Annotated in this window: 25 protein-coding genes; 13 read left to right on the top strand and 12 right to left on the bottom strand. The window is 58.5% G+C overall.

Annotation, left to right across the window (positions count from 1 at the left end; genetic code table 11):
• Positions 1 to 56: 56 nt before the first annotated feature.
• A complete protein-coding gene (gene uraD, locus MPRO_RS08850; protein WP_067290589.1) occupies positions 57 to 584 on the bottom strand; it encodes a 2-oxo-4-hydroxy-4-carboxy-5-ureidoimidazoline decarboxylase in 528 nt (175 codons plus the stop codon).
• On the bottom strand, positions 581 to 1,504 hold the full coding sequence (gene puuE / locus MPRO_RS08845; protein WP_067290586.1) for an allantoinase PuuE: 924 nt from the start codon (positions 1,502 to 1,504) through the stop codon (positions 581 to 583). The genes uraD and puuE overlap by 4 nt, the downstream gene beginning before the upstream one ends.
• A gap of 423 nt (positions 1,505 to 1,927) precedes the next feature.
• On the opposite strand from puuE, the gene uraH reads away from it, so the two are divergent.
• A complete protein-coding gene (uraH, locus tag MPRO_RS08840; RefSeq protein WP_067290583.1) occupies positions 1,928 to 2,281 on the top strand; it encodes a hydroxyisourate hydrolase in 354 nt (117 codons plus the stop codon).
• 260 nt (positions 2,282 to 2,541) lie between these two features.
• Here uraH and MPRO_RS08835 read toward each other — a convergent pair whose 3' ends face one another.
• Entirely contained in the window at positions 2,542 to 3,165 is a 624-nt protein-coding gene (locus MPRO_RS08835; protein ID WP_067290580.1) for a LysE family translocator, read from the bottom strand.
• 156 nt (positions 3,166 to 3,321) lie between these two features.
• Entirely contained in the window at positions 3,322 to 4,635 is a 1,314-nt protein-coding gene (locus MPRO_RS08830) for an NCS2 family permease (RefSeq protein ID WP_102136291.1), read from the bottom strand.
• Between the two features lie 499 nt (positions 4,636 to 5,134).
• On the opposite strand from MPRO_RS08830, the gene MPRO_RS08825 reads away from it, so the two are divergent.
• Positions 5,135 to 5,887, top strand: coding sequence for a GntR family transcriptional regulator (locus MPRO_RS08825; RefSeq protein WP_067290572.1), 753 nt, complete (start codon positions 5,135 to 5,137; stop codon positions 5,885 to 5,887).
• Positions 5,888 to 5,987: 100 nt separating this feature from the next.
• On the opposite strand, the gene guaD is transcribed toward MPRO_RS08825, so the two are convergent.
• The 4 genes from guaD to xdhA all read right to left on the bottom strand — a co-directional run bounded on the left by guaD (position 5,988) and on the right by xdhA (position 12,053).
• Positions 5,988 to 7,295, bottom strand: a complete 1,308-nt coding sequence (gene guaD, locus MPRO_RS08820) for a guanine deaminase (RefSeq protein WP_067290569.1) — start codon at positions 7,293 to 7,295, stop codon at positions 5,988 to 5,990.
• A 43-nt stretch (positions 7,296 to 7,338) separates the two neighbouring features.
• Positions 7,339 to 8,172 carry a xanthine dehydrogenase accessory protein XdhC gene (xdhC, locus tag MPRO_RS08815; protein WP_067290566.1) on the bottom strand — a complete coding sequence of 278 codons (834 nt, stop codon included), beginning with the start codon at positions 8,170 to 8,172 and terminating at the stop codon, positions 7,339 to 7,341.
• Between the two features lie 64 nt (positions 8,173 to 8,236).
• Positions 8,237 to 10,621, bottom strand: coding sequence for a xanthine dehydrogenase molybdopterin binding subunit (gene xdhB / locus MPRO_RS08810; protein WP_067290564.1), 2,385 nt, complete (start codon positions 10,619 to 10,621; stop codon positions 8,237 to 8,239).
• A complete protein-coding gene (gene xdhA, locus MPRO_RS08805) occupies positions 10,614 to 12,053 on the bottom strand; it encodes a xanthine dehydrogenase small subunit (RefSeq protein WP_067290563.1) in 1,440 nt (479 codons plus the stop codon). The genes xdhB and xdhA overlap by 8 nt, the downstream gene beginning before the upstream one ends.
• Before the next feature lie 363 nt (positions 12,054 to 12,416).
• Between xdhA and rfbD the strand changes: the two genes are divergently transcribed.
• A complete protein-coding gene (gene rfbD, locus MPRO_RS08800) occupies positions 12,417 to 13,328 on the top strand; it encodes a dTDP-4-dehydrorhamnose reductase (RefSeq protein WP_067290561.1) in 912 nt (303 codons plus the stop codon).
• Between the two features lie 25 nt (positions 13,329 to 13,353).
• On the opposite strand, the gene MPRO_RS08795 is transcribed toward rfbD, so the two are convergent.
• On the bottom strand, positions 13,354 to 13,731 hold the full coding sequence (locus MPRO_RS08795; RefSeq protein WP_067290555.1) for a SirB2 family protein: 378 nt from the start codon (positions 13,729 to 13,731) through the stop codon (positions 13,354 to 13,356).
• A gap of 190 nt (positions 13,732 to 13,921) precedes the next feature.
• Here MPRO_RS08795 and moaB point away from each other — a divergent pair, with 190 nt between their 5' ends.
• The 6 genes from moaB to MPRO_RS08765 all read left to right on the top strand — a co-directional run bounded on the left by moaB (position 13,922) and on the right by MPRO_RS08765 (position 18,353).
• Positions 13,922 to 14,458: a molybdenum cofactor biosynthesis protein B gene (gene moaB, locus MPRO_RS08790; RefSeq protein WP_067290553.1), complete on the top strand. Its 537-nt coding sequence runs from the start codon at positions 13,922 to 13,924 to the stop codon at positions 14,456 to 14,458.
• A 3-nt stretch (positions 14,459 to 14,461) separates the two neighbouring features.
• Positions 14,462 to 15,685, top strand: a complete 1,224-nt coding sequence (locus MPRO_RS08785) for a molybdopterin molybdotransferase MoeA (RefSeq protein ID WP_067290550.1) — start codon at positions 14,462 to 14,464, stop codon at positions 15,683 to 15,685.
• 74 nt (positions 15,686 to 15,759) lie between these two features.
• Positions 15,760 to 16,884, top strand: coding sequence for a 1-acyl-sn-glycerol-3-phosphate acyltransferase (locus tag MPRO_RS08780; protein ID WP_067290546.1), 1,125 nt, complete (start codon positions 15,760 to 15,762; stop codon positions 16,882 to 16,884).
• Positions 16,881 to 17,360, top strand: coding sequence for a cyclic pyranopterin monophosphate synthase MoaC (moaC, locus tag MPRO_RS08775; protein WP_067290543.1), 480 nt, complete (start codon positions 16,881 to 16,883; stop codon positions 17,358 to 17,360). Before MPRO_RS08780 ends, moaC begins: the two co-directional genes overlap by 4 nt.
• Before the next feature lies 1 nt (position 17,361).
• Positions 17,362 to 17,619, top strand: a complete 258-nt coding sequence (gene moaD, locus MPRO_RS08770) for a molybdopterin converting factor subunit 1 (RefSeq protein WP_067290539.1) — start codon at positions 17,362 to 17,364, stop codon at positions 17,617 to 17,619.
• Between the two features lie 2 nt (positions 17,620 to 17,621).
• Complete coding sequence (locus MPRO_RS08765) at positions 17,622 to 18,353, top strand: lysophospholipid acyltransferase family protein (RefSeq protein ID WP_067290537.1); 732 nt, start codon at positions 17,622 to 17,624, stop codon at positions 18,351 to 18,353.
• Positions 18,354 to 18,654: 301 nt separating this feature from the next.
• Here MPRO_RS08765 and fabB read toward each other — a convergent pair whose 3' ends face one another.
• The 3 genes from fabB to ispB form a co-directional block, all read right to left on the bottom strand.
• Positions 18,655 to 19,872, bottom strand: coding sequence for a beta-ketoacyl-ACP synthase I (fabB, locus tag MPRO_RS08755; RefSeq protein ID WP_067290531.1), 1,218 nt, complete (start codon positions 19,870 to 19,872; stop codon positions 18,655 to 18,657).
• 149 nt (positions 19,873 to 20,021) lie between these two features.
• Positions 20,022 to 20,537 carry a bifunctional 3-hydroxydecanoyl-ACP dehydratase/trans-2-decenoyl-ACP isomerase gene (fabA, locus tag MPRO_RS08750; RefSeq protein ID WP_067290527.1) on the bottom strand — a complete coding sequence of 172 codons (516 nt, stop codon included), beginning with the start codon at positions 20,535 to 20,537 and terminating at the stop codon, positions 20,022 to 20,024.
• A 188-nt stretch (positions 20,538 to 20,725) separates the two neighbouring features.
• Positions 20,726 to 21,694 (bottom strand): octaprenyl diphosphate synthase, encoded by a 969-nt coding sequence (ispB, locus tag MPRO_RS08745; RefSeq protein ID WP_067290524.1) that lies wholly within the window; start codon positions 21,692 to 21,694, stop codon positions 20,726 to 20,728.
• Between the two features lie 291 nt (positions 21,695 to 21,985).
• Between ispB and rplU the strand changes: the two genes are divergently transcribed.
• From rplU to proB, 4 genes are all read left to right on the top strand, one after another.
• Positions 21,986 to 22,297 carry a 50S ribosomal protein L21 gene (gene rplU, locus MPRO_RS08740; RefSeq protein ID WP_067290521.1) on the top strand — a complete coding sequence of 104 codons (312 nt, stop codon included), beginning with the start codon at positions 21,986 to 21,988 and terminating at the stop codon, positions 22,295 to 22,297.
• Positions 22,298 to 22,322: 25 nt separating this feature from the next.
• Positions 22,323 to 22,580: a 50S ribosomal protein L27 gene (gene rpmA / locus MPRO_RS08735; RefSeq protein ID WP_067290518.1), complete on the top strand. Its 258-nt coding sequence runs from the start codon at positions 22,323 to 22,325 to the stop codon at positions 22,578 to 22,580.
• 228 nt (positions 22,581 to 22,808) lie between these two features.
• Positions 22,809 to 24,005 (top strand): Obg family GTPase CgtA, encoded by a 1,197-nt coding sequence (cgtA, locus tag MPRO_RS08730; protein ID WP_067290514.1) that lies wholly within the window; start codon positions 22,809 to 22,811, stop codon positions 24,003 to 24,005.
• An 18-nt stretch (positions 24,006 to 24,023) separates the two neighbouring features.
• Positions 24,024 to 25,148, top strand: coding sequence for a glutamate 5-kinase (gene proB, locus MPRO_RS08725; RefSeq protein ID WP_067290511.1), 1,125 nt, complete (start codon positions 24,024 to 24,026; stop codon positions 25,146 to 25,148).
• Positions 25,149 to 25,229: the final 81 nt, after the last annotated feature.

Genomic DNA, 25,229 nt, shown 5'->3' with positions numbered 1-25,229 from the left:
AATGTCCTTGTCCATTGGGTCTTTGCCTGTCGCGGGTCAGCTCTTGGGGTTAGTCCTTAAAGAGTCTGCAGCCGGAACAGCGCAATATTGTTAATTTCGGCCAGTGCGCGCGCGAACTCCTGTTCGTGGCTGTTCTGGATGCGTTCTTCGAACGCCGCCAGTATCTGGTGCCGATTACTGCCTTTCACCGCCATGATGAAAGGGAACTTGAATTTGTCTTTATAGGCCGCGTTGAGCTCGGTGAAGCGGGCAAACTCTTGCGCATTGCACTCGCTGATACCGGCGCCGGCCTGCTCGGAGGTGGAGGCTGCGGTCAGCTCACCGCGCACGGCGGCCTTGCCAGCGAGATCCGGGTGGGCATTGATCAGTGCCAGCTGGGCCTGGTGTGAGGCCTGCATAAGTTGCGCAGCCATAAGAGCGTGCAGCGACTCGACGCTGTCGAGCTCCGTTGTGTTGTTCTCGGCCTGTGCCTGATCGAAGGTCTGCTCAGCGACCCAGGCGGAGTGCTCATAGATATCACCCAGCAGCTGGATGAAGGCTGCGCGACTCAGTGTGCTGGGGGTGCAGGTCTTGAACGGGCTCATTTGGACTCCCCGGCCTTGTACGGATGGGTTTCATGCCAGTGGCGGGCTATATCGACGCGGCGGCTGAACCAGACCTTGTCGTGGCTGTTGGCATACTTGATAAACTTCTCCAGCGCGGCCATGCGCGCCGGGCGACCGAGCAGGCGGCAGTGCATGCCGATGGACAGCATCTTCGGTGCCTCGGCGCCTTCCTCGTAGAGCACATCGAAGGCGTCTTTCAGGTACTGGTAGAACTGATCACCGCAGTTGAAACCCTGTGCCTGGGAGAAGCGCATATCATTGGTATCCAGAGTGTAGGGGATAACCAGGTGTCCTTTGCCGTTATTGTCGGCCCAGTACGGCAGGTCGTCGTCATAGGTGTCAGAGTCGTAAAGGAAACCACCTTCCTGCATCACCAGATTGCGGGTGTTCGGGCCAGTACGGCCGGTGTACCAGCCCAGCGGACGTTCGCCGGTAATCCGGGTCAGGATGTCGATGGCGCGCTGCATGTGATCGCGCTCTTCAGATTCATCCATATACTGATAGTCGATCCAGCGGTAACCGTGGCTGCAGATCTCGTGGCCGGCGGCGTGCATGGCCTGAATGACTTCGGGGTTGCGCTCGGCGGCCATGGCGACGGCAAAGATGGTCAGCGGAATATCGTGTTTCTTGAACAGGCGCAGCAGACGCCAGACACCCACGCGGCTGCCATACTCGTAAAGCGACTCCATGCTCATGTTGCGTTCGCCCTGGAGCGGCTGAGCTGACACCATTTCCGACAAAAAGGCTTCGGATTCCTTGTCCCCGTGCAGGATGCAGCGCTCGCCACCCTCTTCGTAGTTGAGTACGAAAGAGATTGCGATACGCGCGTCGCCCGGCCAGCGGGGGTGCGGGGGATTGGCACCGTAGCCAATCAGGTCGCGTGGGTAATCATTGCTCACAGGGCGACTCCTTCTCAATATTCCAGTGACAGATTGTCGGGTTCGGCTTGGTGCGGTAACCGCGGAAGCCTTGATGTGCTTTATTGTATACAAAAAATATTAGTCATTGTAAATAAATTTGCCATTTGTTTGTGTGATAAAAGGTCGCTGGTCGGGTGATCAGGCCGCTTTAGCTGGGCACCAATGTATTCTGGGTGCCTCGGATGGCGGTGTCGAGGGGCTGATTACGATGCTGAGTGTCAAGTTGTTGGTACTTTTGTGTACAAAAAAATTTAAAACTGTGTATATTATTTCTGAAACTGCCCTGGCCGCATATAGGTGCGATATGGGGTGTAACGTCAGCTGACTTGATCGAAGAGGAGGTGGGGCGCAAGGGCATGGCACTCGAGAGTCGGGTGCAGATGCAGGAGGCCTCTTGAACCAATGGGATATTTGACCACGCATGTGCTGGATGCCGCTCACGGCCGTCCGGGCAATGAAATCCGCATTGATCTTTATCGTATTGTGGGGCAGGAGCGCGAGCTGGTTCTGACCACTGTCACTAATGATGATGGTCGCTGTGACAGCCCTGTACTGGAAGGCGACGCTTTTGTTGCCGGTGTGTACGAGCTGCTGTTCCACGCCGGCGACTACTACCGCGCCCTGGGTGTGGAAATGCCCGAGCCTGCTTTCCTCGATCAGGTTGTGCTGCGCTTTGGCATCTCGGCTGAAGACGATCACTATCATGTACCGCTGCTGATTTCGCCGTACAGCTATTCGACCTACCGCGGCAGCTGATCCGCCGCAGGCTCTTAATCGACATCATAAAAACCGCAGCGGCCGAAAAGCCCTGCGGCTTTCCGCTTTCCGCTTGCCCCTTTTTTCCCGGTGGCTCATTGTTTTAAGCCGTAAGCCGTAAGCCGTAAGCCGTAAGCCGTAAGCCGTAAGCCGTAAGCCGTAAGCTGAAAGCTCTTGCTCCCTCGCCCCTCGCACCTGCTCCCTGCTCCCTGCAACTTTCAGCTAGCCCCTAGCCCCTAGCCTCTTTCAGCTTTCAGCTTTCACCGGCTCAGCAGAGCCGCGGCCCCTGCGCTGGCGAAGATGCCGGCGGTAAAACGGCTAAACCAGGCGCGGCTCGATGCGGTTGTCATGAAACGTGCTGCGCCGCGGGCGCAGAGGCCGTAGCCCAGCTTGCAGATCAGGTCGGCACAGGCCCAGGTGACAATCATGATCAGCAGCTGTGCCAGCAGGGGGCTGTCGGCGCTGATGAACTGGGGCAGGAAGGCGGCGAAGAACAGAATGTCCTTGGGATTGCTGGCACCCAGGCCGAAGGCCTGCCAGAACATGACTTTGAAACCCGGGACAGGCTGCTTTTCGGCCAGGGAGCAGGCATTCAGGTGGCTGGCTTCACGCCAGCTGCGCCATGCCAGATAGAACAGATAGAGGGCACCGGCGATCTTCAGGGCGCTGAACAGCTGTTCCGAGGCCATCAGCAGTGCGCCCAGGCCCAGGGCGGAGGCGGTAAGCAGCAGCACCGAGGCGCTGACACCGCCGAGAAAGGCGGGTGTGGTACGCAGAATGCCGTAGTTCAGGCTGTTGCTAACCATCAGCAGCGACAGCGGGCCGGGAATCAGTATCACCACGAAGATCGCGGCGGTAAAAAGTAACCAGGTTTCCAGCAGCATCAGTCATTATTCCCAATAGCAAAAGACCCGCAGCGGCCGTGAAGCCGCTGCAGGTGTTGTGGCCGAGGCTGCTGGGTTGCAGCCTCTGGCCGGGGTTAGGGAGTCCTGTCGGATGCCGCCGGTTGTACCGGCGGAGGACGAGTCAGGCTCCTGGAATCACAGGAAGACGAACTTGGCGATGAAAATCGCACAGAGCACGTACATAGCGGCGGATATCTTGCTCTGCTGTCCGGTGCACACCTTCATGACGGTGTAGGTTACAAAGCCCAGCGCTATGCCGTTGGCGATGGAGAAGGTCAGCGGCATCATGACCACGGTCACTATGGCCGGGATCATGTCGGTCTGATCTTCCCATTCGATCTGGCTCAGGCCGCCCATCATCAGCATCGCAACGTAGATAAGCGCGCCGGCGGTGGCGTAGGCCGGAATCATGCCGGCCAGGGGTGCCAGGAAAACAGCGGCGGCAAAGAGTACACCCACGGTAACGGCGGTCAGGCCTGTGCGACCGCCAGCGGCGATGCCTGAAGCGCTTTCAACATAGCTGGTCACTGGCGGGCAACCCACCAGGGAGCCGATTACGCTGGAGCTGCTGTCGGCCTTGAGGGCCTTGCTCATGTTCTCGATATAGCCGTCTTCACGGATCAGGTTGGCGCGGTGCGCCACCGCCATCAGGGTGCCTGCGGTATCGAACATGTTGACGAACAGGAAAGCCAGAATCACGCTGATCATGGCAACGTCAAAAGCGCCGACGATATCCATGGCCAGGAAGGTGGGTCCAAGGCTCGGTGGCATTGAGACCAGGCCGCGATATTCCACCAGGCCAAGGCCCCAGCCGATCAGGGTCACGGTCATTATGCTGATCAGCACAGCGCCAAACACGCGCAGGTGCGACAGCACGGCGATCATCAGAAAACAGAGTGCGGCCAGTAGCACCGAAGGTTCGGTAAAGGAGCCCATGGTGATCAGAGTAGCCGGGCTGTCGACGACGATACCGGCGGTTTTCAGACCGATAATACCCAGGAAGAGTCCCACACCCGCGCCCATGGCAAAGCGCAGGCTGGAGGGGATGCTGTTGAGCAGCCACTCGCGGATATGCCAGAAACTGAGGATCACAAACAGGATGCCGGACAGGAATACGGCTCCCAGAGCGATTTCCCAGTTGTAGCCCATGTCACCGACCACGGTGTAGGTAAAGAAGGCGTTCAGGCCCATGCCGGGTGCCAGCCCGACCGGCCAGTTGGCGTAGAGTCCCATGAGGAAGCAGGCCAGGGCTGCACCTATGCAGGTGGCCACGAAGGCAGCGCCATGGTCGATGCCGGCATCGGCCATGATATTGGGGTTCACAAAAATGATGTAGGCCATGGTGACAAAGGTTGTCATGCCTGCGATCAGTTCGGTGCGGACGTTAGTCTTGTGCTCGCTCAGTTTAAAAAAGCGATCAAGCGGTCCGCGGGTCTGTGGCTCATTCATGGAATGAGCGGCATCTTGTTCTTGTTGAATGCTCGCCACGACGCGTGCTCCTCATTTCTTTATTGGTATTGCGAGCGGTTGCTCACCGTTGTAGTGGACTGGCTGTTGCAATACCAGACTGACGCTGCAGTCTGGTGTATTCTAGGATTGTATACAAAAATATCAATAGTTAGTGTGCTCTCCGGTCGGTGGGTGATTTCCATAATGAAGTTTTAAAAACGTAAAAAAGGATTCCAGAGGCCGCATTGCCTAGTGTGTACGTTTTCCAAAAGTGCCGATGCTCGCTGGTGAATAATTTCCCGCTGCGTTTGCGGTCGCCAATGCCAAAGCGCAGAAATGGATGTTTTGACTGCATCATTGTTCCCATTCTGCGTGTACAATTGTTGGCGTCCTCTGTACTATTCACGGCACTTAAACAATTTCTTTGTGTACTTCGCAGCCATGCTTCTCCTTCGGAGGACTGTTGCGCGGTGCCCGACAGCAGAACGTGGTCAAACTTATGAACGATCGATTGCAGCAGATCATCGGCCAGAGCGGTAATCCGCGCGAGGTGCGTAGCGGCACCCAGGATGATGTGGTCTATGCGCATATCTTTGATGCCATCCTGGAACAGCGCCTGGCGCCAGGTACCAAGCTGAGCGAAGAAGCCCTGGGCGAGATCTTTGGTGTCAGCCGCACCATTATTCGTCGCGCGCTGTCGCGTCTGGCCCACGAGCAGGTGGTGCTGCTGCGGCCCAATCGGGGCGCGGTGGTGGCCGAACCGAGCCTGGAAGAGGCTCGGCAGATTTCCTTTGCCAGGCGCATCGTTGAGCGTGCCATTACCGAGTTGGCGGTAGAGCACGCCACCAGCGAGCAGATCGCCAACATGAAGCGGCTGGTGAAGGAAGAGCAGGCCTGTTTCGACAAGGGCGACCGAGGCTCCGGCATTCGCCTGTCGGGCGAGTTCCACCTGCAGCTGGCGCTGATGGCCAACAATGCGCCCTTGCTGAACTTTCAGCGCAGCCTGGTTTCCCAGACCTCCCTGATCATTGCCCGTTACGAAACCGGTAACCGTTCGCACTGCTCCTACGACGAGCATAATCAGCTGATCAAGGCCATTGAGCAGCGCGACAAGACCCGCGCGGTAGAGTTGATGATGCACCACCTGGATCATATTGATCACAAGCTGAACCTGCAGGATGACGGCGCGTCCGGTGATCTGCATGCGGTGTTCTCGCACCTGATCAAGGATCGCAGCAAGGGCGCCAAATAAGGCCGCCGTCACGCTGCTGTTCAGAGCCCCCTCGCCGCAAGGCAGGGGGCTTTTTTGTGGGAGTACCATCATCATGGTCGCGGCCTCCGAGGGCTTTTGATCAGTCGCGCTGGTGTACGCACTGGCCGGCGGCGAAGGTCGCACGCACGGCACGGTCGTCACCCAGGGTCATGAGTACGAACAGGCGTTCGTCCAGCGTGCGCGCCTGCTGCATGCGGTACTGCATCAGCGGTGTGCAGTGGTAGTCGAGCAGTACGAAGTCGGCTTCGTTGCCCGGGGAAAAGCTGCCAATGCGATCATCCAGGCGCAGGGCGCGGGCACCGCCGAGGGTTGCCAGGTAGAGCGATTTGAAGGGGCTCAGCTTGGCGCCCTGCAGCTGCATGACCTTGTAGGCCTCGTTCAGCGTTTGCAGAATCGAGAAACTGGTGCCGGCGCCGACATCGGTGCCCAGGCCGACGTTAACGCCGTACTGCTCCATTTTCGGCAGGTTGAACAGGCCGCTGCCCAGGAACAGGTTGGAGGTCGGGCAAAAAGCGATGGCCGAGCCCGTTTCAGCCAGACGTTTGCATTCGTCATCACACAGGTGAATGCCGTGGGCAAAGACGGAGCGCTCGCTCAGCAGGTTGAAGTGGTCGTAAACATCCAGATAGCTGCTGCACTGCGGGAACAGGGACTTGACCCATTCCACCTCGTCGCGGTTTTCCGACAGATGGGTATGCATGTACAGACCTTCGTACTCCTGCAGCAACTGGCCGGCGCTGGCCAGCTGTTCGTCGGAACAGGTGGGGGCGAAACGGGGCGTGACGGCATAGTGCAGTCGGCCCTTGCCGTGCCAGCGTTCGATCAGTTCACGGCTGTCCTGATAGCCGGATTCGGCGGTATCGGTCAGGTAGTCCGGGGCATTGCGATCCATCAGTACCTTGCCGCCAATCATGCGCAGGTTACGCTTTTCAGCGGCACTGAAGAGAGCATCGACCGAGGCCTTGTGCACGGTGCCAAAGACCAGGGCGCTGGTGGTGCCGTTGCGCAGCAGTTCGCGAATAAAGATCTCGGCGACCTCGGCGGCGTGTTCCGGGTTTTCAAACTCGCGCTCGGCCGGGAAGGTGTAGTTGTTGAGCCAGTCCAGCAGCTGTTCGCCGTAGGAGGCGATCATGCCGGTTTGCGGGTAGTGAATATGGGTGTCGATAAAGCCGGGCATCAGCAGGCCGTTGGCGTATTCGGTAACCTCGGTGCCCGCCGGCAGTTCGGCCAGCAGGGATTCTGCCTCGCCCAGGGCTTCTATGCGGCCATCGCTGACGATCAGCAGGCCGTCTTCAAAGTATTCGTAAGACGCTTCAATACCCACCTCGGCCGGATCGGCGATGCTATGGAGGATGGATGCGCGGTAAGCCTTGCGTGCTGATGTCATGGAGTCTGTCACTCTTGAAGCTTGAAAAGGTGTTTGGGCCGGCTCAGGCGGGCCGGCAAATGCTCAGAGCCTGAGGCTCTTTGGTGCGTTTTTTCTGGGCCCCGAAGTCGGCGTTGTAGTGCGCAATCACTTCGCCGGCGATGGCGATGGCGATTTCCGCCGGCAGCTTGCCTTTGACTTCCGGGGTGCCCATGGGGCAGATCATGCGGGCCAGCAGGGCATCGTCCATGCCCTTGGCGCGCAAGCGGTGCTCAAAGCGCTTGCGCTTGGTGCGCGAGCCGATCAGGCCGAAATAGTCGAAGTCACCGCGCTTGAGGATGCGCTCGCTCAGTTCCAGATCCAGCTGGTGGTTGTGGGTCAGCACTATGCAGTAACTGTGGGCGGGCAGGTCGTCCACCTCGTCGGTGGGAAACTCGCTGACGACTTTCTCGACGTTATCCGGAATCTGCGCCGGGAACTCGTTGTCGCGCGAGTCTATCCAGCGCACCCGGCAGGGCAGCGTCGCCAGCAGATTCACCAGCGCCCGGGCAACATGGCCGGCGCCGAAGAGAGCGATCTGAACGCCGGACTGCAGTACAGGTTCGAACAGTAGCGAGGTGGCGCCGCCGCAGCACTGACCGAGGCTGGCGCCCAGGGAAAACTTCTCCAGCCGTACCTCGGTATCACCATCGCTGAGCATCTGGCGGGCGATCTGCATGGCCTTGTGCTCCAGGTGACCGCCACCAATGGTCTCGTAGCTTTTCTGTGCCGTGACCACCATCTTGGTGCCGTTGTTGCGCGGCGTGGAGCCGCGCTCGTCCAGTATGGTGACCAGCACGCAGGATTCGCCTCTGTCCCGCAGCTTGTTCAGTGCGCTGATCCAGTCAACCCGGTTCATAGTCTGTCCTCTTGCAATACCGTAAACGGCCGACCTGCAGGCCGCGGCGAGCGCGGCCGGATCGTTAAATGTTTTCCGTTACCTGGGTCTGGGCCATGGCGGCTTTCATCTGTTCGACGCCCCAGAGCACGCGCTCGGGGGTGGCCGGAGCATCGACGTGCGGGCTGATGCGATAATCCGCCACGCTGGCGATGGCATCCTTGAGCGCACACCACACAGAGATGCCGAGCATGAAGGGCGGTTCGCCCACGGCCTTGGAGTGGAACACAGTGTCTTCGGGGTTCTTGCGGTTTTCCACCAGGCGCACGCGCAGATCAAGCGGCATATCGGCCACCGCCGGGATCTTGTAGCTCGCAGGACTGTTGGTGGTCAGCTTGCCCTGGGCATTCCAGTCGAGCTCTTCCATGGTGAGCCAGCCCATACCCTGTATGAAGCCGCCTTCAACCTGACCGATGTCGATGGCCGGGTTTAGCGAGGCGCCGACGTCATGCAGGATATCGGTGCGCAGCATGCGGTACTCGCCGGTGAGGGTATCGAGCAGCACTTCGGAACAGGCCGCGCCATAGGCGTAGTAGTAGAAGGGCCGGCCGGCGGCCTTGTCGCGGTCGTAGTAGATTTTGGGCGTGCGGTAAAAACCGGTGCTGGACAGCGAAATCTGGTTGAAATAGGCCAGCTGAATCAGTTCGTCGAACGGCATCGCCTTGTCGCGGATGCGCACATGGCTGTTGCGAAACTCGATATCTTCCTCGGACACCTGGAAGTGTGCGGCGGCAAAGCTTACCAGGCGGCCGCGAATGGTGCGGGCGGCGTTCTGCGCCGCCTTGCCGTTAAGATCGGTGCCGCTGGAGGCCGCCGTGGGCGAGGTGTTCGGCACCTTGTCGGTATTGGTCGCGGTGATCTGGATGCGCTCGACTTCAACCTGAAATTCCTCGGCCACGATCTGCGCAACCTTGGTGTTCAAGCCCTGGCCCATCTCGGTGCCGCCGTGGTTGAGGTGGATACTGCCATCGGTATAGACATGCACCAGAGCGCCGGCCTGATTAAGGAAGGTCGCGGTAAAGGAAATACCAAACTTCACCGGTGTCAGGGCGATGCCCTTTTTCAGGATCGTGCTGCCAGCATTGAAAGCGGTAATGGCTTCACGGCGCTGCTGGTATTCACTGCTGGCTTCGAGTTCAGCGGTCATCTCGTCGAGCATGTTGTCTTCGACGGTCTGGTAGTAGTGCGTCACATTACGCTCGGTCTTGCCGTAATAGTTGTGCTTGCGCACTTCCAGTGGATCCTTGCCCAGGGTACGGGCGATATCATCCATGATGTATTCGATGGCCACCATGCCCTGGGGGCCACCGAAACCGCGATAGGCGGTATTGGAGGCGGTGTTGGTCTTGCAGCGGTGACCGGTGACCGTGGCATCGCCCAGGTAATAGGCATTGTCGGAATGGAACATGGCGCGGTCGACGATGGAACCCGACAGGTCTGGTGAATAGCCGCAGTTGCCCGCCAGCACCAGATCGATGCCGTGCAGCCGGCCCTTGTCGTCATAACCGACATCGTACTCGACATAGAACGGATGGCGCTTGCCGGTCATCAGCATGTCGTCGACTCGGGGCAGACGCATCTTGGTGGGCTGGCCGGTGAGGCGTGCGACCACGGCGCAGAGGCAGGCAGGGCCTGCGGCCTGGGTTTCCTTGCCGCCAAAACCACCGCCCATGCGACGCATGTCGATGACGATTTTGTGCATGGGTACGTCGAGCACCTCGGCGACCAGTTTCTGCACCTCGGTGGGGTTCTGGCTGGAGGTGTAGACGATCATGCCGTCGTCTTCGGTGGGAATGACCGACGAGATCTGGGTTTCGAGGTAGAAATGTTCCTGACCACCTATATGCAGTTTGCCCTGCAGACGGTGGGGTGCGGCAGCCAGGGCGCGGGCGGAGTCGCCGCGCTTGTGCTGGTGGCTGTCGAGCACGAAATGTTTCTTCTTCAGCGCATCTTCCACGCTTAGCACGGCTTCGAGGTCTTCGTATTCGATGACCGCGGCCATGGCGGCGCGACGGGCATTCTCCAGGCTGTCGGCGGCAACGGCGATGACCGGTTGGCCGACATATTCCACCTTGCCATCGGCCAGCAGCGGATCACCCGGCGCCACGGCTCCGATATCGAGCTGACCCGGTACGTCCTTGCTGGTAATGGCGATGCGTACGCCCGGCATCTGGTAGCAGGGGCTGGTATCGATGCTGAGGATGCGGGCATGGGGCCTGTCACTGAGGCGGGCATAGATGTGCAGCTGGTTGGGGAACTCCAGCCGGTCATCGATATAGACCGCTTCGCCGCTGACGTGCTTGGCTGCGCTTTCATGGGGAATCTTGCGGCCAACGCCTGTTTGCAGGTCCTGGCGCACCAGCGCCATCATTTCGTCCTGAGTTCTGCTGATCTTGTTGTGGTTAGACATAATCGGTCACCCGTGTAGCCAGTTCCGGTGTGCTGAGTTCAACGAAGTATTTGCGCAACAGGTTGGCGGCGGTGAGCACGCGGTACTCCTTGCTGGCGCGAAAATCGCTGAGGGGGGTGAAATCTTCCCCCAGGGCCTTGGCGGCCGCTTCAATGGTGGCCTGATTCCAGGGCTTGCCGATCAGCGCCTGTTCGCAGCGGCTGGCGCGTTTTGGAATGGCGGCCATGCCGCCGAAGGCGATGCGGGCGTCACTGATCTGGCCGTCCTTTATGCGCAGGTCGAAGGCGCCGCACACAGCGGAGATATCATCATCCAGACGCTTGGAGATTTTGTAGACCCTAAAGCTGTCACGGCCCTGCGCCCGCGGCACAATGATCTTCTCGATGAATTCCGCTTCCTGGCGTACGGTGACGCGGTAGTCCACAAAGTAGTCGGCCAGCGCAATGGTGCGGGTGCTGCTGCCCTGACGCAGAACGATCTGCGCGTCTAGTGTAAGAAGGGCGGGTGGCGAATCGCCGATCGGTGAGGCATTACCGATATTCCCGCCAAGGGTACCCTGGTTGCGGATTTGCAGTGATGCGAAACGATGCAGCATGGCACCGAAATCCGGATATTCGTGGGTCAGAACGTCGTAGCAATCGGTCAGGGGCACGGCGGCGCCGATCTCGATGCGATCATCGAACGTCTCAACCTGTTTCAGCTCGGCCACATTGCCGACATAGATCATGACCGGCAAGGTGCGGTGCATCTGAGTGACTTCCAGTGCCAGGTCGGTGCCGCCGGCCAGCAGGCGGGCCTGGGGGTTGTCCTGATACAGCTGGGCCAGATCCGCCACTGTGAGTGGTGCAAAGCTCTGCCGGCCGGCACTGTTCAGCGTGCTGGTGGTGTCTGGCTGAATGGCGCGCAGCCGAGTCAGAGTCTGCTCGTGTTGCTGATCAAACTGATCCTGGGGGGCTGCGGTGCAGCTGCTGGCGGCGGCGTCCAGAATCGGGCGGTAGCCGGTGCAACGGCAGAGATTGCCGGCCAGGGCTTCTTCGGCTGCGCTCTTGTCGGCCTGTGGGCTGTTTTTCTGCAGCGCAAACAGTGACATGACAAAGCCCGGGGTACAGAAGCCACACTGCGAACCGTGGCAGTCGACCATGGCCTGCTGCACGCTGTGCATCTGTCCCTGGTGTTTGAGGCCTTCGACGGTGATCAGCTGCTTGCCATCGAGCGCGGCAACGAAGGTCAGGCAGGAATTGAGGGTGCGGTAGCGAATGCGGTCGTTCACCAGCTCGCCGACGACGACGGTGCAGGCGCCGCAGTCACCCGAAGCGCAGCCTTCCTTGGTGCCGGTCTTGCCGAGATTTTCCCGCAGATAGTTGAGGACCGTGACGTTCGGATCGAGATCGCTCTCTGTCCGCAGTTCCTGGTTGAGTAAGAACCTGATCAAGGCAAACCTCCTGCTGTTTGTTTAATTATTAGCCGATGAACTGACTTTAGATTAAAGCTGACTTTGAAGTCAACAAAAACTGACTCAAGAGTCAGAAAATAATGACATGCGTTGAACGGTCATCTCAAGCTTAGCTGCAATGCAGCATCCGGGGACTGGGAGTGGCTCTTTAATTGCCGGAAGCTGTTCTGCCGTCTGGGTTGTGGCCCTTTCAGCGTGCCTGGCCGGTGCTTGAATTAAGGCATTAAAGTACAGCGCTGTGGCTGTATTGTCCGGCAGGGTTCTGTGGTAAGGTGAAATTCGTTCATCGCATTCGCATATTTCTGAATTTCCTGCTCCCAGTGGAGGTTTGTACATCGCATTATGGCCAGTGATTACTTCAATCGGCCGGCACGTATTCTGATAACGGGAGCTAATGGGCAGGTCGGGCGCGAGCTGGTTGGCCAGGCGGGCGCGGATGTCTTTTTTGATGTGATTGGCCTGACACGCAGGCAGTTGGATATCACGGATACCGCAAAGATTCGTCAGCAGCTTGAACAGCACCGGCCTGACTATGTTATCAACTGTGCCGCCTTTAACCGGGCCGACGCTGCGCAAAAGCAGCGCGAGTACTGCATGCGCGTCAACGCTGAGGCGCTGCAGCAGTTGGCAAGCGCCTGCGCCGAGCTGGATATTCCCCTCATACACCTTTCCACGGACTATGTGTTTGATGGTCACTATGCCAGCGGATACCGTGAAAACGATGCAGTACGCCCGCTGGGTGTCTACGGCGACAGCAAATGGCAGGGGGAGGAGTTACTGCGCCAAGCCCATGCGCGGCATATCATTCTGCGCGTGAGCTGGGTCTTCAGTGGTAGCGGACACAACTTCCTGATTCGTACTCTGGAGCAGGCGCGCACTGAGGTCGAGCTGGTTTCGGTGGATGATCGCCGTGGCTGCCCGACAGCGGCGACCGATGTTGCCCGTGTGGTGCTGGCGATCGTCAAACAGCTCACATGCGGTGCCGATGCCTGGGGCACTTACCATTACTGCGGCGCCGAAATTACCACCCGCTATGCTTTCAGTGAAGCCATCATTGCCACGGCGAGTCAGTACGAAGCGCTCAAGGTGGAGCGGCTGACGCCGGTTGCCAGCAAAAACTTCCCCACCGAGGCTGAGCGTCCCGCCAGCTCGGTGCTCAAATGCACCAAACTTCTCAGTACCTTCGGCATTCGCCAGCGTCCCTGGCGCGGTGAGCTGGTTTCTCTGGTGCGCCAGCTCTACGAACGTTTCTGATCCAAATGCTGGAAGCTGCTTGGTATTATTGCCAAGGCGTTGGATCCCGCGTGACCGCAACCCAGGCGATATAGCCAAAGGTGGCCAGTGCTGCACCAAACGCCAGGGTGCGGCTGGTCTTGCTCCGGCCGCGCTTAAGGGCGATGATGCCGAGCATTATGTAGGCCACCAGAGCGAAGAGTTTGGCGCTGAGCCAGTCATTCACAAATGGATATTGCTGCAGCGTAAGGGCCAGGCCTGTGGCACTGAGTAGCAGAACGGTATCCACCAGATGTGGTATGACGCGCATAAGGCGGCTGTTCCGCCAGCCTGAACCGATCAGCATCCAGTAGCCACGCAGCAGAAATAGCGAAATGCTCAGGGTCACTGCAGCCAGGTGCAGGTGTTTCAGTGTCATGTACATGGCAGTAAGGCTCTTTCCTTGTGGTTTTTTTCGGTTGATGCGATCAATATTTTCTATACGCATCAGAGTGTTGGGAGTGCAGGGACGGGTTTTCTTGGCGCGGGGGTCATTGTTGCGTACAAGGGCCTGTGTGGCCAGCCCGGGCGCCTGTTGACATAGATTCAGTTTTAACAATTTTCAGGAGATTTTTATGGGACGTTGCAGCGACGACGCAGATTTTGTTGCACTTAACATTGCCGTTCTGACCGTATCCGATACCCGCACGCTGGAAACGGATACTTCGGGGCAAACGCTGGTGGATCGGCTGGAGGCTGTGGGGCATAAGCTGCAGGCGCGCACCATCGTCAAGGATGATGTCTATCAGCTGCGAGCCCAAGTCTCCGCCTGGATTGCCGACCCCGGTATCCATGTAGTGCTGAGCACCGGCGGTACCGGCTTTTCCCATCGCGACTCTACGCCCGAGGCACTGCAGCCACTGTTCGACAAGCAGATTGAAGGCTTTGGCGAGCTGTTTCGCAGCCTGTCATTTGAGGAAATTGGTACTTCGACCATTCAGTCCCGCGCAGTGGCAGGCCTGGCCAATGGTACGGTGATTTTCTGCCTGCCGGGGTCTACCGGTGCCTGTCGTACCGGCTGGGATCGCATTATTGCCGAGCAGCTCGACAAGCGGCATAGGCCGTGCAATTTCGTCGACATGCTGATGCGTCACGCACAGGAACAGGTTTAAGGCATGCAGGGCTGTGATGCTGCACCTGGCGCAAAGTCGGATCTGATGCCGGTAGAAGAGGCCATTGAAGCACTGCTGGCAGATGTTCAGCCCATATCGGATTCCGAGCGGCTGCCTTTGATGGATGCCCTGGGTCGGGTGCTGGCCGAAGACGTTATAGCGGCCGTGGACGTACCGCCAGCGGCCAACAGTGCCATGGATGGCTATGCCTGCTTTCATGCTGATGCCGCCAAGGCGGGGCTGCGTATCAGCCAACGCATCCCGGCAGGTTCCGCGCCTGCATCACTGGCGCCTGGCACTGTAGCGCGCATCTTCACCGGCGCCGAAATTCCGCCAGGTGCTGACGCTGTGGTGATGCAGGAGCAGGCCGAGGTTATCGAAGGTCTGGTGCATTTCAGCGTACAGCCAGAGGCTGGCGACAATGTGCGGCCGCGCGGACAGGATATAGCTGCAGGTGCGGTGGTGGTCGCGGCGGGAACGCGGCTGCAGCCGGCCGATCTGGGTGTGCTGGCATCGACCGGCGTTGCCCAGGTGTGGGTCACGCGCCCCTTGCGGGTGGCGTTGCTATGCACCGGCGATGAGCTGGTCGAGCCGGGTACTGCGCTTAAGCCCGGGCAGATTTACAACTCCAATCGCTATTTGCTGGCCGGCTTGCTGCGCAAGCTCGGTATTCAGGTTCTCGATCTGGGCCTGGTGGCCGATAGCGCTGCAGCGACTCGAGCGGCACTGGCGCAGGCTGCGAGTCAGGCGGATTGCATTATCAGCACCGGCGGCGTTTCTGTCGGTGATGAAGATCACGTCAAGGCGGCGGTGGAGTCCCTTGGTGAGTTGCGTTTGTGGCGCCTGCGTATCAAGCCTGGCAAACCGCTGGCGTACGGCCGGGTGGGGCGGGTGCCTTTCTTTGGTTTGCCGGGTAATCCGGCGTCGGCGCTGGTGACTTTTTGTCTGCTGGCCAGGCCTTATCTGCTGCGTCTGCAAGGGACAGTCGTTGAGCCACCGCTGCTGCTGCAGGTACCGGCGGGCTTTGCGCGCCCCCGTCCTGGCGGACGCCAGGAGTATCTGCGTGCGCGGATTGAGGCCGGGCGTGCCTGTCCCTTTGTGAATCAGAGCTCGGGCGTGCTGTCTTCTGCCAGCTGGGCGCAGGGGCTGGTGGTTGTGCCGCCGCAGACCCCAATTGCCGAGGGCGATCTGGTGGGCTTTATACCGTTCTCGGAGCTGCTGGGCTAACGGCACTGCAAAAGCCCCTCCCAGCGGGTAAAATAGCGCCCAGCTGAACCCTATCATGATAATTAGAGAGCACCATGAGCGACGACAATACCGCGCTGCAGGATCCGTACAAAGAGATCCGTCCGTACCGCGACACCGAAGTGGCAGAGGTGCTCAACCGGTTGTTGTATAACGAAGAATTTATCCGGGTTGTGACCCGTTACCAGTTTCCCCGGATGGCGAGCGCCTTCGGCTGGTTGTTGCGCCCCCTGGTGCGCATGGCGCTGGCGCGGGAAGTGGGCGATGTTGAAACCATTCGTGGCTTCCAGGAACGGGTGGCCAAGTACATGGAAAAAATGATCGGCCGCAGTACCACTCGCCTGAGTTGTTCAGGTATCGAGCGGCTTGATCCGGACGAAGCTTACCTGTTTATCTCCAATCACCGCGATATAGCGCTGGATCCCGCCTTCGTAAACTGGGTGCTGTACAAGGCTGGCATGAACACGGCGCGCATCGCCATTGGTGACAACCTGCTGCGCAAGGGGTATGTATCGGACCTGATGCGCCTCAACAAGAGTTTCATCGTCAACCGCTCGGCCCGTGGTCGCGAGATGATGACGGCGCTGAATCAGCTGTCGAGCTATATCGATCACAGCATTAATGAAGGTGCCTCCATCTGGATTGCGCAGCGCGAAGGGCGCGCCAAGGACGGTAATGATCGCACCGATCCCGCCATCCTGAAGATGTTCTATATGTCACAGCGCAAGCAGCGCTCTTTCGGTGAGGCCATTACCCGGTTGAACCTGGTGCCGGTGTCGATTTCCTACGAATACGATCCCTGCGATGCCGCCAAGGCGCGGGAGCTCTATGCAAGGGCCAGCGATGGCTGCTATGCCAAGGGTCAGTACGAAGATCTGGATAGCATCGTCAAGGGCATTACGGGCCTCAAAGGAGAGGTGCATGTCGCCTTTGGTGAACCTATTAAGGGTGACTTTGAGTCCCCCGAAGCTCTGGCTGCTGTGATCGACCGGGAAATTATCGCCAACTATCAGCTGCATTCATCCAACCGGATTGCCGCTGGCGATACGGCCGAGGTCACAGAGGAGCAGCGCACGGCTTTCCAGCAGCGGCTGGATGAGCTTGAGCCTGGCGCGCAGGACATCATGCGGCAGATGTATGCCAATCCACTGATCAACAAGCGTGCCCTGGAGGCGTCATGAGCAAGCTGACCCATCTGGATGACCAGGGCCATGCCCATATGGTGGATGTATCCGCTAAGGACGTAACCTATCGCGAAGCTGTAGCCCAGGCTTATATAGAAATGCTGCCGCAAACGCTGCAGCTGATTATGGGTGGCGGCCACAAGAAGGGTGATGTGCTGGCGGTGGCGCGTATTGCCGGTATCCAGGCCGCCAAGCGTACCTGGGAGCTGATCCCGCTGTGTCACCCGCTGATGTTGAGCAAGGTGGCAGTGGAGCTGGTGCCGGTACCGGAACATAACCGCATCGAAATTACCGCTACCTGTAAGTTATCCGGGCAGACCGGGGTGGAGATGGAGGCGCTTACGGCGGCCAGTGTCGCCGCACTTACGCTCTATGACATGTGCAAGGCGGTCGATCGCGGCATGATCATCTCGGGTATTCGGGTGATGGAAAAGAAGGGCGGCAAGAGTGGGCACTGGAAAGTAGAGGAATAAGATGAAATTGCAGTTGGTTTATTTTGCCCGCGTACGGGAACAGCTTGGTCTTGATGCCGAAGAGCTGCAGTGTTCTGCTGAACTGAGTCGGGTCGATCAGCTGATCGATTATCTGGTGGCTGAACGTGGCGAGCGCTGGCAGGCGGTGCTCAAGGCGCCGAACCTGCTGGTCGCCGTTAATCAGGAGATGGTCAGCTTATCGACCTCCCTGGCGGATGGCGATGAAGTTGCTTTTTTCCCACCGGTCACAGGAGGCTGAAAATGCCTAAAGCGACACCGCTGCATTATCTGCGTGCGACCCTGTTCTATGCCGGCTTTTATCCGGTCACCATTTTGTATTCGACCTTCTGCCTTCTGGTGGGTTGGGCGTTGCCCTTTCGTCCCCGCTTCAAGCTGTTTACGGTGCTGAACTACTTCTACATGATCTGGCTGCGCATCTGCTGCGGCGTGCGTTTTGAAGTGTCTGGGCTGGAAAATTTGCCCCGCAGTGGCGCCTATGTGGTGGTGGCCAATCACCAGAGTGAATGGGAAACGCTGTATTTCCAGACGCTGGTGCGCCCCCAGTCGGTGGTACTGAAGCAGGAACTGCTCAAACTGCCCTTTTTCGGTTGGGCGCTCGCCATGCTGCAGCCCATTGCACTGGATCGCAGTCAGCGCCGTGGCGCCTTGAAGCAATTGCTCAGCCAGGGGCGTGACCGTCTGGCGCAGCAGGTGCCGGTGCTGATATTTCCCCAGGGAACCCGCGTCAAGGTGGGCGAGATGGGACGCTTCAACAAGGGCGGTGCCATGCTGGCGGTCGATAGCCAGGTACCGGTGGTGCCCATAGTGCACAATGCGGGGCTCTACTGGCCGGGCAAGAGCTTTGTGAAGTTTCCGGGGGTGGTGCAGGTGCGAATTGGTGCGCCTCTGGCGACGGTGGAGCGCACGGTTGATGATGTGCACCGTGAATCGGTGGCCTGGATCGAGCAGGAAATGCGCGAGATCGGTGCCTGAGGTTCTTTGTGGTAGTAAGCTTCAGTTCGTTAAAGCACAAAAAAAAGCCGCTAAAAAGCGGCTTTTTCGTGGCTGGGTATTGGAGGCTCAGCCTTTGTACTTCTGGAAGACCAGCGTGGAGTTGGTGCCGCCAAAGCCGAAGCTGTTGGACATCACAGGTTCCAGGTTGGCGTTGTCGATGCGGATAGGGTGCAGGTGCGCATCGGTGCCTGAGGTTCTTTGTAGGTAATAAGCTTCAGTTCGTTAAAGCACAAAAAAAAGCCGCTAAAAAGCGGCTTTTTCGTGGCTGGGTATTGGAGGCTCAGCCTTTGTACTTCTGGAAGACCAGCGTGGAGTTGGTGCCGCCAAAGCCGAAGCTGTTGGACATCACACGCTCCAGGTTGGCATTGTCGATCCGCGTGGTCGCGATCGGCAGGCCTTCGGCTTCCGGGTCGAGCTGGTCGATATTGGCAGAGGCACAGATGAAGTTGTTTTCCTGCATCAGCAGGCAGTAGATTGCCTCCTGTGCGCCTGTAGCACCCAGTGAGTGGCCGGTCAGCGACTTGGTAGAGCTGACTGTCGGCATTTTGTCGCCGAAAGCCATCTTCATTGCCTTCAATTCCTGGATGTCACCGGCCGGCGTGGAGGTGCCGTGGGAATTGATGTAGTCGATAGGGCCATCAACGGTAGCCATCGCCTGCTGCATGCAGCGCAGGGCGCCTTCGCCAGACGGTGCAACCATGTCGTAGCCGTCGGAGGTGGCGCCGTAGCCAACCAGTTCAGCATAGATCTTGGCGCCACGAGCCTTGGCGTGCTCGAGATCTTCGAGTACCAGCATGCCGGCGCCGCCAGAGATGACGAAACCGTCACGGTTGGCGTCGTAGGCACGGGAAGCTTTTTCCGGCGTGTCGTTGTATTTGCTGGACAGCGCGCCCATGGCATCAAACATCACACTCAGGGACCAATGCAGTTCTTCACCGCCACCGGCAAAAACAACGTCCTGCTTGCCCAGCTGAATCTGCTCCATGGCGTTACCAATGCAGTGTGCGCTGGTGGCGCAGGCAGAGGTAATGGAGTAGTTCACGCCCTTGATTTTGAACGGCGTGGCCAGGCAGGCGGATACAGTGCTGCCCATGGTGCGAGTGACGCGGTAAGGGCCGACACGACGGACGCCCTTGGTGCGCAGAATGTCCGCGGTTTCAACGATATCGGCGGATGAGGCCCCACCGGAGCCGGCGATAAGGCCGGTGCGTACGTTGGATACCTGATCTTCGCTCAGGCCGGAATCCTTCACGGCCTGGTCCATGGCCAGGTACGCGTAGGCGGCGGCGTTGCCCATAAAGCGGAGTAGTTTACGGTCGATCAGGGATTCAAGGTCGAGGTCGATACTACCGGCAACCTGGCTGCGAAAGCCGAGCTCCTTGTATTCTTCCTGGAATTTGATACCAGAACGTCCTTCTTGAAGGGCGCTGAGGACGGAATCCTTGTCGGTGCCCAGACAGGACACAATCCCCATACCTGTAACAACGACACGACGCATGTGAGGCCTCTTGTGTTTCACTAAGGTAATGTTCTTTGCGGATATACAGACCGCCTATTGTCCGATAAAGCGCCTCTGATGGCTACCTGAATTAGGTTTTATCGGCTTTTACGGGGCGCAGGCCAGTGGCCGGCAGCCCCCGGCGCCTGCTAGAAGTTGTCGGTGGTGGTGAACAGGCCGACGCGCAGATCCTTGGCGGTGTAGATTTCGCGACCGTCAACAAACACGGAACCGTCGGCGATGCCCATGACCAGTTTGCGCTCGATTACACGCTTGAGGTGAATGTGGTAAGTCACCTTTTTGGCGGTCGGCAGGATCTGGCCGGTGAATTTGACTTCACCTGAGCCCAGTGCGCGTCCGCGGCCCTGGTTGCCGCGCCAGCCGAGGAAGAATCCTACCAGCTGCCACATGGCATCCAGACCCAGGCAGCCCGGCATCACAGGGTCGCCAGGGAAATGGCACTGGAAAAACCAGAGGTCCGGATTGATGTCGAGCTCGGCAATAATTTCGCCTTTGCCATAGAGGCCGCCTTCCGAGGAGATATTAACAACTCGGTCCATCATCAGCATGTTGTCGATCGGCAGCTGGGCATTGCCCGGGCCGAACATTTCGCCGTGGCCGCAGCTCAGCAGGTCTTTGCGATCGAACGAAGAAGCTTTTGTCATATAGGAAAGTCTTATAGGTTTCAGCTAAAAATATCCGCCGATTATAGCGGGTCGGACGCCCTGAAGCACTGTTTGGGGCTTGTTTCTGCCTTGGCGCTGCCGCGATAGTCGCGATCAGGCCCGGCAGAGGGCGCTCTCAGGACGCCCGATGCGCCTGTGGTTCAGGTGCTCGGACCCTTCCGTGGCTGTCAGTGAGTACGGTTAACCGCGATTTCGGCCAGCTGAGTCAGGGTGTCCTTGAAAGAGCTGGCGGGCAGTGCTGCAAGCGCTTCGCAGGCGCTTGCGGCGGCGCGCTGCGCTGCGGCGCGGGTGTAGTCTATGGCGCCGGTACGCTGCACTATATCCAGAATCGGCTGCAGATCGTCCAGGCCGCCCTTGCGAATGCACTGGCGAATAAGCAGGCGTTCTTCGTCGGTGCCGGCTTTCATGGCCTGAATCAGCGGCAGGGTGGGTTTGCCTTCGGCCAGGTCGTCGCCGACATTTTTGCCCATTTCTTCGGCACTGGAGAGATAATCCATTAGATCATCGACCAGCTGAAAGGCGATTCCAAGATGACGACCGTAAAGGCGCAGTGCATCCCGTTCCGCCGTTGAAGCCTGGGCGAGAATAGCGCCGGTTTCGGTTGCGGCCTCAAACAGGGTGGCTGTCTTGCCGATAATCACCTGCATATAGGCGTCTTCGGTGGTGTCTGGATTTTTGCAGTTTAGCAGCTGCAGAACTTCGCCTTCGGCAATGACGTTGGTGGCATTGGAAATAACATGCATGATGTCCATGTTGCCGATCTCGACCATCACCTGAAATGCACGACTGTATAGGAAGTCGCCGACCAGCACGCTAGGTGCGTTGCCCCAGCGGGCGTTGGCGGTATCCTTGCCACGGCGCAGGTCCGAATTGTCGACCACATCGTCGTGCAGCAGGGTGGCGGTGTGAATGAATTCAACAAGGGCCGCCAGCGGAACATGTTGCTGACCCTGATAACCACAGGCGTTGGCGCTCAGTAATACGAGTAGCGGACGCAGGCGCTTGCCACCACTCTCAACTATATAGTGGCCAATCTTCTCGACCAGCGGCACGGTGGAGCCCAGATGGTTGAGAATGTAGTCATTTACGGCTTCGAACTGCGGCTCGATCGCCGGATTTAGCTGATGTGGCTGCATGTAGGGAGGGTCGTCGACTGTACGAATGGTAAGCGCGCATGCTAGGGGGTGCCTGCAAAGGTGTCAAGAAAGTGCCAGTCTAAAGGCCTCTGGATGCCGGCCTTGAGGTGCTCAGTTAGCGCTTTGCCTGCAGGGTCTATAATTTGCCGCCGGCTGGCTTGAGTTTGGGGTGTCTTTACTATAGAATCCCCCGCCCTGAGCTCATCCAAATTTGCTCCCTATCATAGGGTTTCGCCCTTAGAAGTAGGTTGTTATTCACAGTAGCCGGATGAGCATGACCTGGAGAGAGAAATGTACGCAGTAATCGTTAGCGGTGGTAAGCAGTACCGCGTTCAGGAAGGCCAGACTGTACGGCTCGAAAAGCTGCCAGCAGAACTGGGTTCCAGCATAGAATTTGACCGCGTGCTGATGGTTGGCGCCGGTGATGACATCAAAATCGGTGCGCCGGTTGTTGATGGCGCCAAGGTAACTGCTGAAGTTGTTGAGCATGGCCGTGGCAAGAAAGTGACCATCCTGAAGTTCAAGCGTCGTAAGCACCACATGAAGCGTCAGGGTCACCGTCAGTCGTTCACTGAAGTGAAGATCACTGGCATCAGTGCTTAACGCAACCCAGATCAGGAGATAGAAAATGGCTCATAAGAAAGCTGGTGGCTCGACTCGTAACGGTCGCGACTCAGAATCGAAACGCCTTGGTGTGAAGCGCTACGGTGGTCAGGTTGTTGCTGCAGGTAACATCCTGGTTCGTCAGCGTGGCACCAAGTTTCACGCCGGCACCAATGTCGGTCTGGGCAAGGACCACACTCTGTTCGCTAAAGCGGATGGCGTAGTAAAGTTTGAAATCAAAGGCGAAAAGAAGCGTAAGTACATCAGTATCGTACCTGCCTGAAGCGCACTTTGATGTTCGAAAAAGCTCCGCCTGTGCGGGGCTTTTTTCGTATAGGGCTGTGATTTACTGTATTTGCATGTGCAAAGCGGCGGTTGCGTCATTCATGACGGCGCCGGGTCTCGGGCCTGTTGGGGCTCGTGGTTGTGCGTGGTGTCGTGTGTGTGAGGCTATTCGGGCAGTGTTCGCGCTATATTCAGTGCAGGATCCTGACCCGTCGGGGAGGTTTTAATGAAGTTTGTCGATGAAGCGTTGATCTCGGTGGAAGCCGGTAAAGGTGGTAACGGCTGCATGAGTTTCCGGCGCGAGAAATACGTTGCCAGAGGCGGCCCCGACGGTGGTGACGGTGGTGATGGCGGTTCGGTATTCGTTGAGGCGGATAGCAGCCTGAATACGCTGATCGATTTCCGTTTTACGCGCCACTACAAGGCGCAGAACGGTCAGAATGGCATGACGCGTCAGTGTACCGGCTCCAAGGGTGAAGACCTTGTGCTGAAGCTGCCGGTGGGTACCACTGTTGTCGATCAGGATACCGGTGAAGTGCTGGCGGATCTGACGGTTGAAGGGCAGATTGAAAAAGTGGCCCAGGCGGGCTTTCATGGCCTTGGCAACATTCGCTACAAGAGTTCGGTTAACCGTGCGCCGCGCCAGACCAGTAATGGATCCCCGGGTGAGGCGCGCAACCTGAAACTGGAGCTCAAGGTGCTGGCGGATGTGGGTCTGCTGGGTTTGCCGAATGCGGGCAAATCGACCTTTATTCGCTCAGTCTCTTCCGCCAAGCCGAAAGTGGCCAACTACCCCTTCACGACTCTGGTGCCGAACCTGGGTGTGGTGCGTACCGAAAGTCACCGCAGCTTCGTGATTGCGGATATTCCGGGCATTATCGAAGGCGCAGCAGAAGGCACGGGCCTGGGTATTCGGTTCCTGCGTCACCTGGCGCGCAACCGTTTGTTGCTGCACCTGGTAGATATGGCGCCCTGGGATGAGCAGGGTGCTGCGCAGTCGGCTTGTGTGGCGGTGGCTGAGCTGAAGAAATTCAGCGCGACACTGGAAGCTCAGCCGCGCTGGCTGGTGCTGAACAAGCTGGATCTGGTGCCTGAAGAAGAGCAGGAAGAGCGCTGTCAGGCAGTGGTTGATGCGCTGGGCTGGGAAGGGCCTGTATATCGCATCTCGGCGCTGAACAAGGAAGGTGTGCAGGTTCTGGTGCAGGATATTCAGGGCTTCCTTGATAGGCGTGCGCTGGAAATTCAGCAGGATCCGGACTTGCTTGATGTTGAGCGTGATACTCGTCTGCAGATTGATGCCGAGGCGCGTGAGTGTGTCGAGGCGATGCGTATGGCTATTCGGGCGCGGCGCACGGGTGAGGATGATGACTGGGATGATTTCGACGATGACGAGTTCGACGTTGATGTCGAATGGGCTCGCTAGTAATTAGAGGATTCACGGGTGTCCACGGGTAGGAACAGGCTGAAAACGGGCGGGCGCTGGGTCGTAAAGATCGGTAGCGCGCTGCTGACCAATGATGGTCGCGGGCTTGATCAGGAGGCGATTTCTCGCTGGGTTGATCAGCTGGCCGCTCTGCGTGCTGCAGGCATGGAAGTATTGCTGGTGTCCTCGGGAGCGGTTGCCGAGGGTATGTCGCGTCTGGGCTGGTCTAACCGTCCGCACGAGATGTACCGTTTGCAGGCGGCGGCGGCCATTGGTCAGATGGGGCTGGTGCAGGCCTATGAGGCCAACTTCCAGCGCCACGGCACCCATACGGCGCAAATTTTGCTGACCCATGAGGATCTGTCCAACCGACGGCGTTATCTCAATGCCCGTGCGGCCTTGGGTGAGCTGATTCGTCTGGGTGTTGTGCCGGTAGTGAACGAGAATGACACCGTCGTCACGGATGAAATCCGCTTTGGTGACAACGATACGCTCGGCGCTCTGGTGGCCAATTTGATCGAAGCGGATGGATTGATTCTGCTGACTGATCAGTTGGGGTTGTTTGAGGCTGATCCGCGTTCCAATCCCGATGCGGCCTTTGTGTCCGAGGCGCGGGCAGAGGATGATGCGCTGATCGCCATGGCGGGCGGTGGCGGCAAGCTGGGTCGCGGCGGCATGGCGACCAAGGTGCGTGCTGCGCGCCTGGCTGCACGCAGTGGTGCTGTTACGGTGATTGCCAGTGGGCGTGAGCCGGATGTGCTGCTGCGGCTCAAGGCAGGTGATGCTGTGGGTACGCTGCTGGTGCCTGAGCGCAGTCCTGAGGCTGCGCGCAAGCAGTGGATTGCGGGGCATTTGCAGGCGCGGGGCACTCTGGTGCTGGATGCGGGTGCTGTGGCGGCGTTGCGTGAGCGCGGCAAAAGCTTGTTGCCGGCCGGTGTGCGCAGTCTGTCCGGGAATTTCTCGCGCGGCGAGATGGTGGTGCTGCAGGATGAGCAGGGGCAGATCATCGCGCGCGGGCTGGCGAATTACGGTGCTGAAGATGCGCGCAAGCTGATCGGCAAGCCAAGCTCAATGATCGAGTCGTTGCTTGGATATATGGCGGAGGTGGAGCTGGTGCATCGCGATAACCTGGCGCTGGCCTGATAGGGCTGGTCGTCGGGCTCTGCTAGTGTAGTGTTTCACTCTTGATAAATCTTAATATATCCTCAACTCAAATGCCTGGAA

This window comes from Marinobacterium profundum (assembly GCF_001528745.1).
GTDB classification, from domain to species: Bacteria; Pseudomonadota; Gammaproteobacteria; order Pseudomonadales; family Balneatricaceae; genus Marinobacterium_A; species Marinobacterium_A profundum.
The sequence above is the reverse complement of the archived record's forward strand: the minus strand, read 5'-3'. Positions and strand labels throughout refer to the sequence as shown.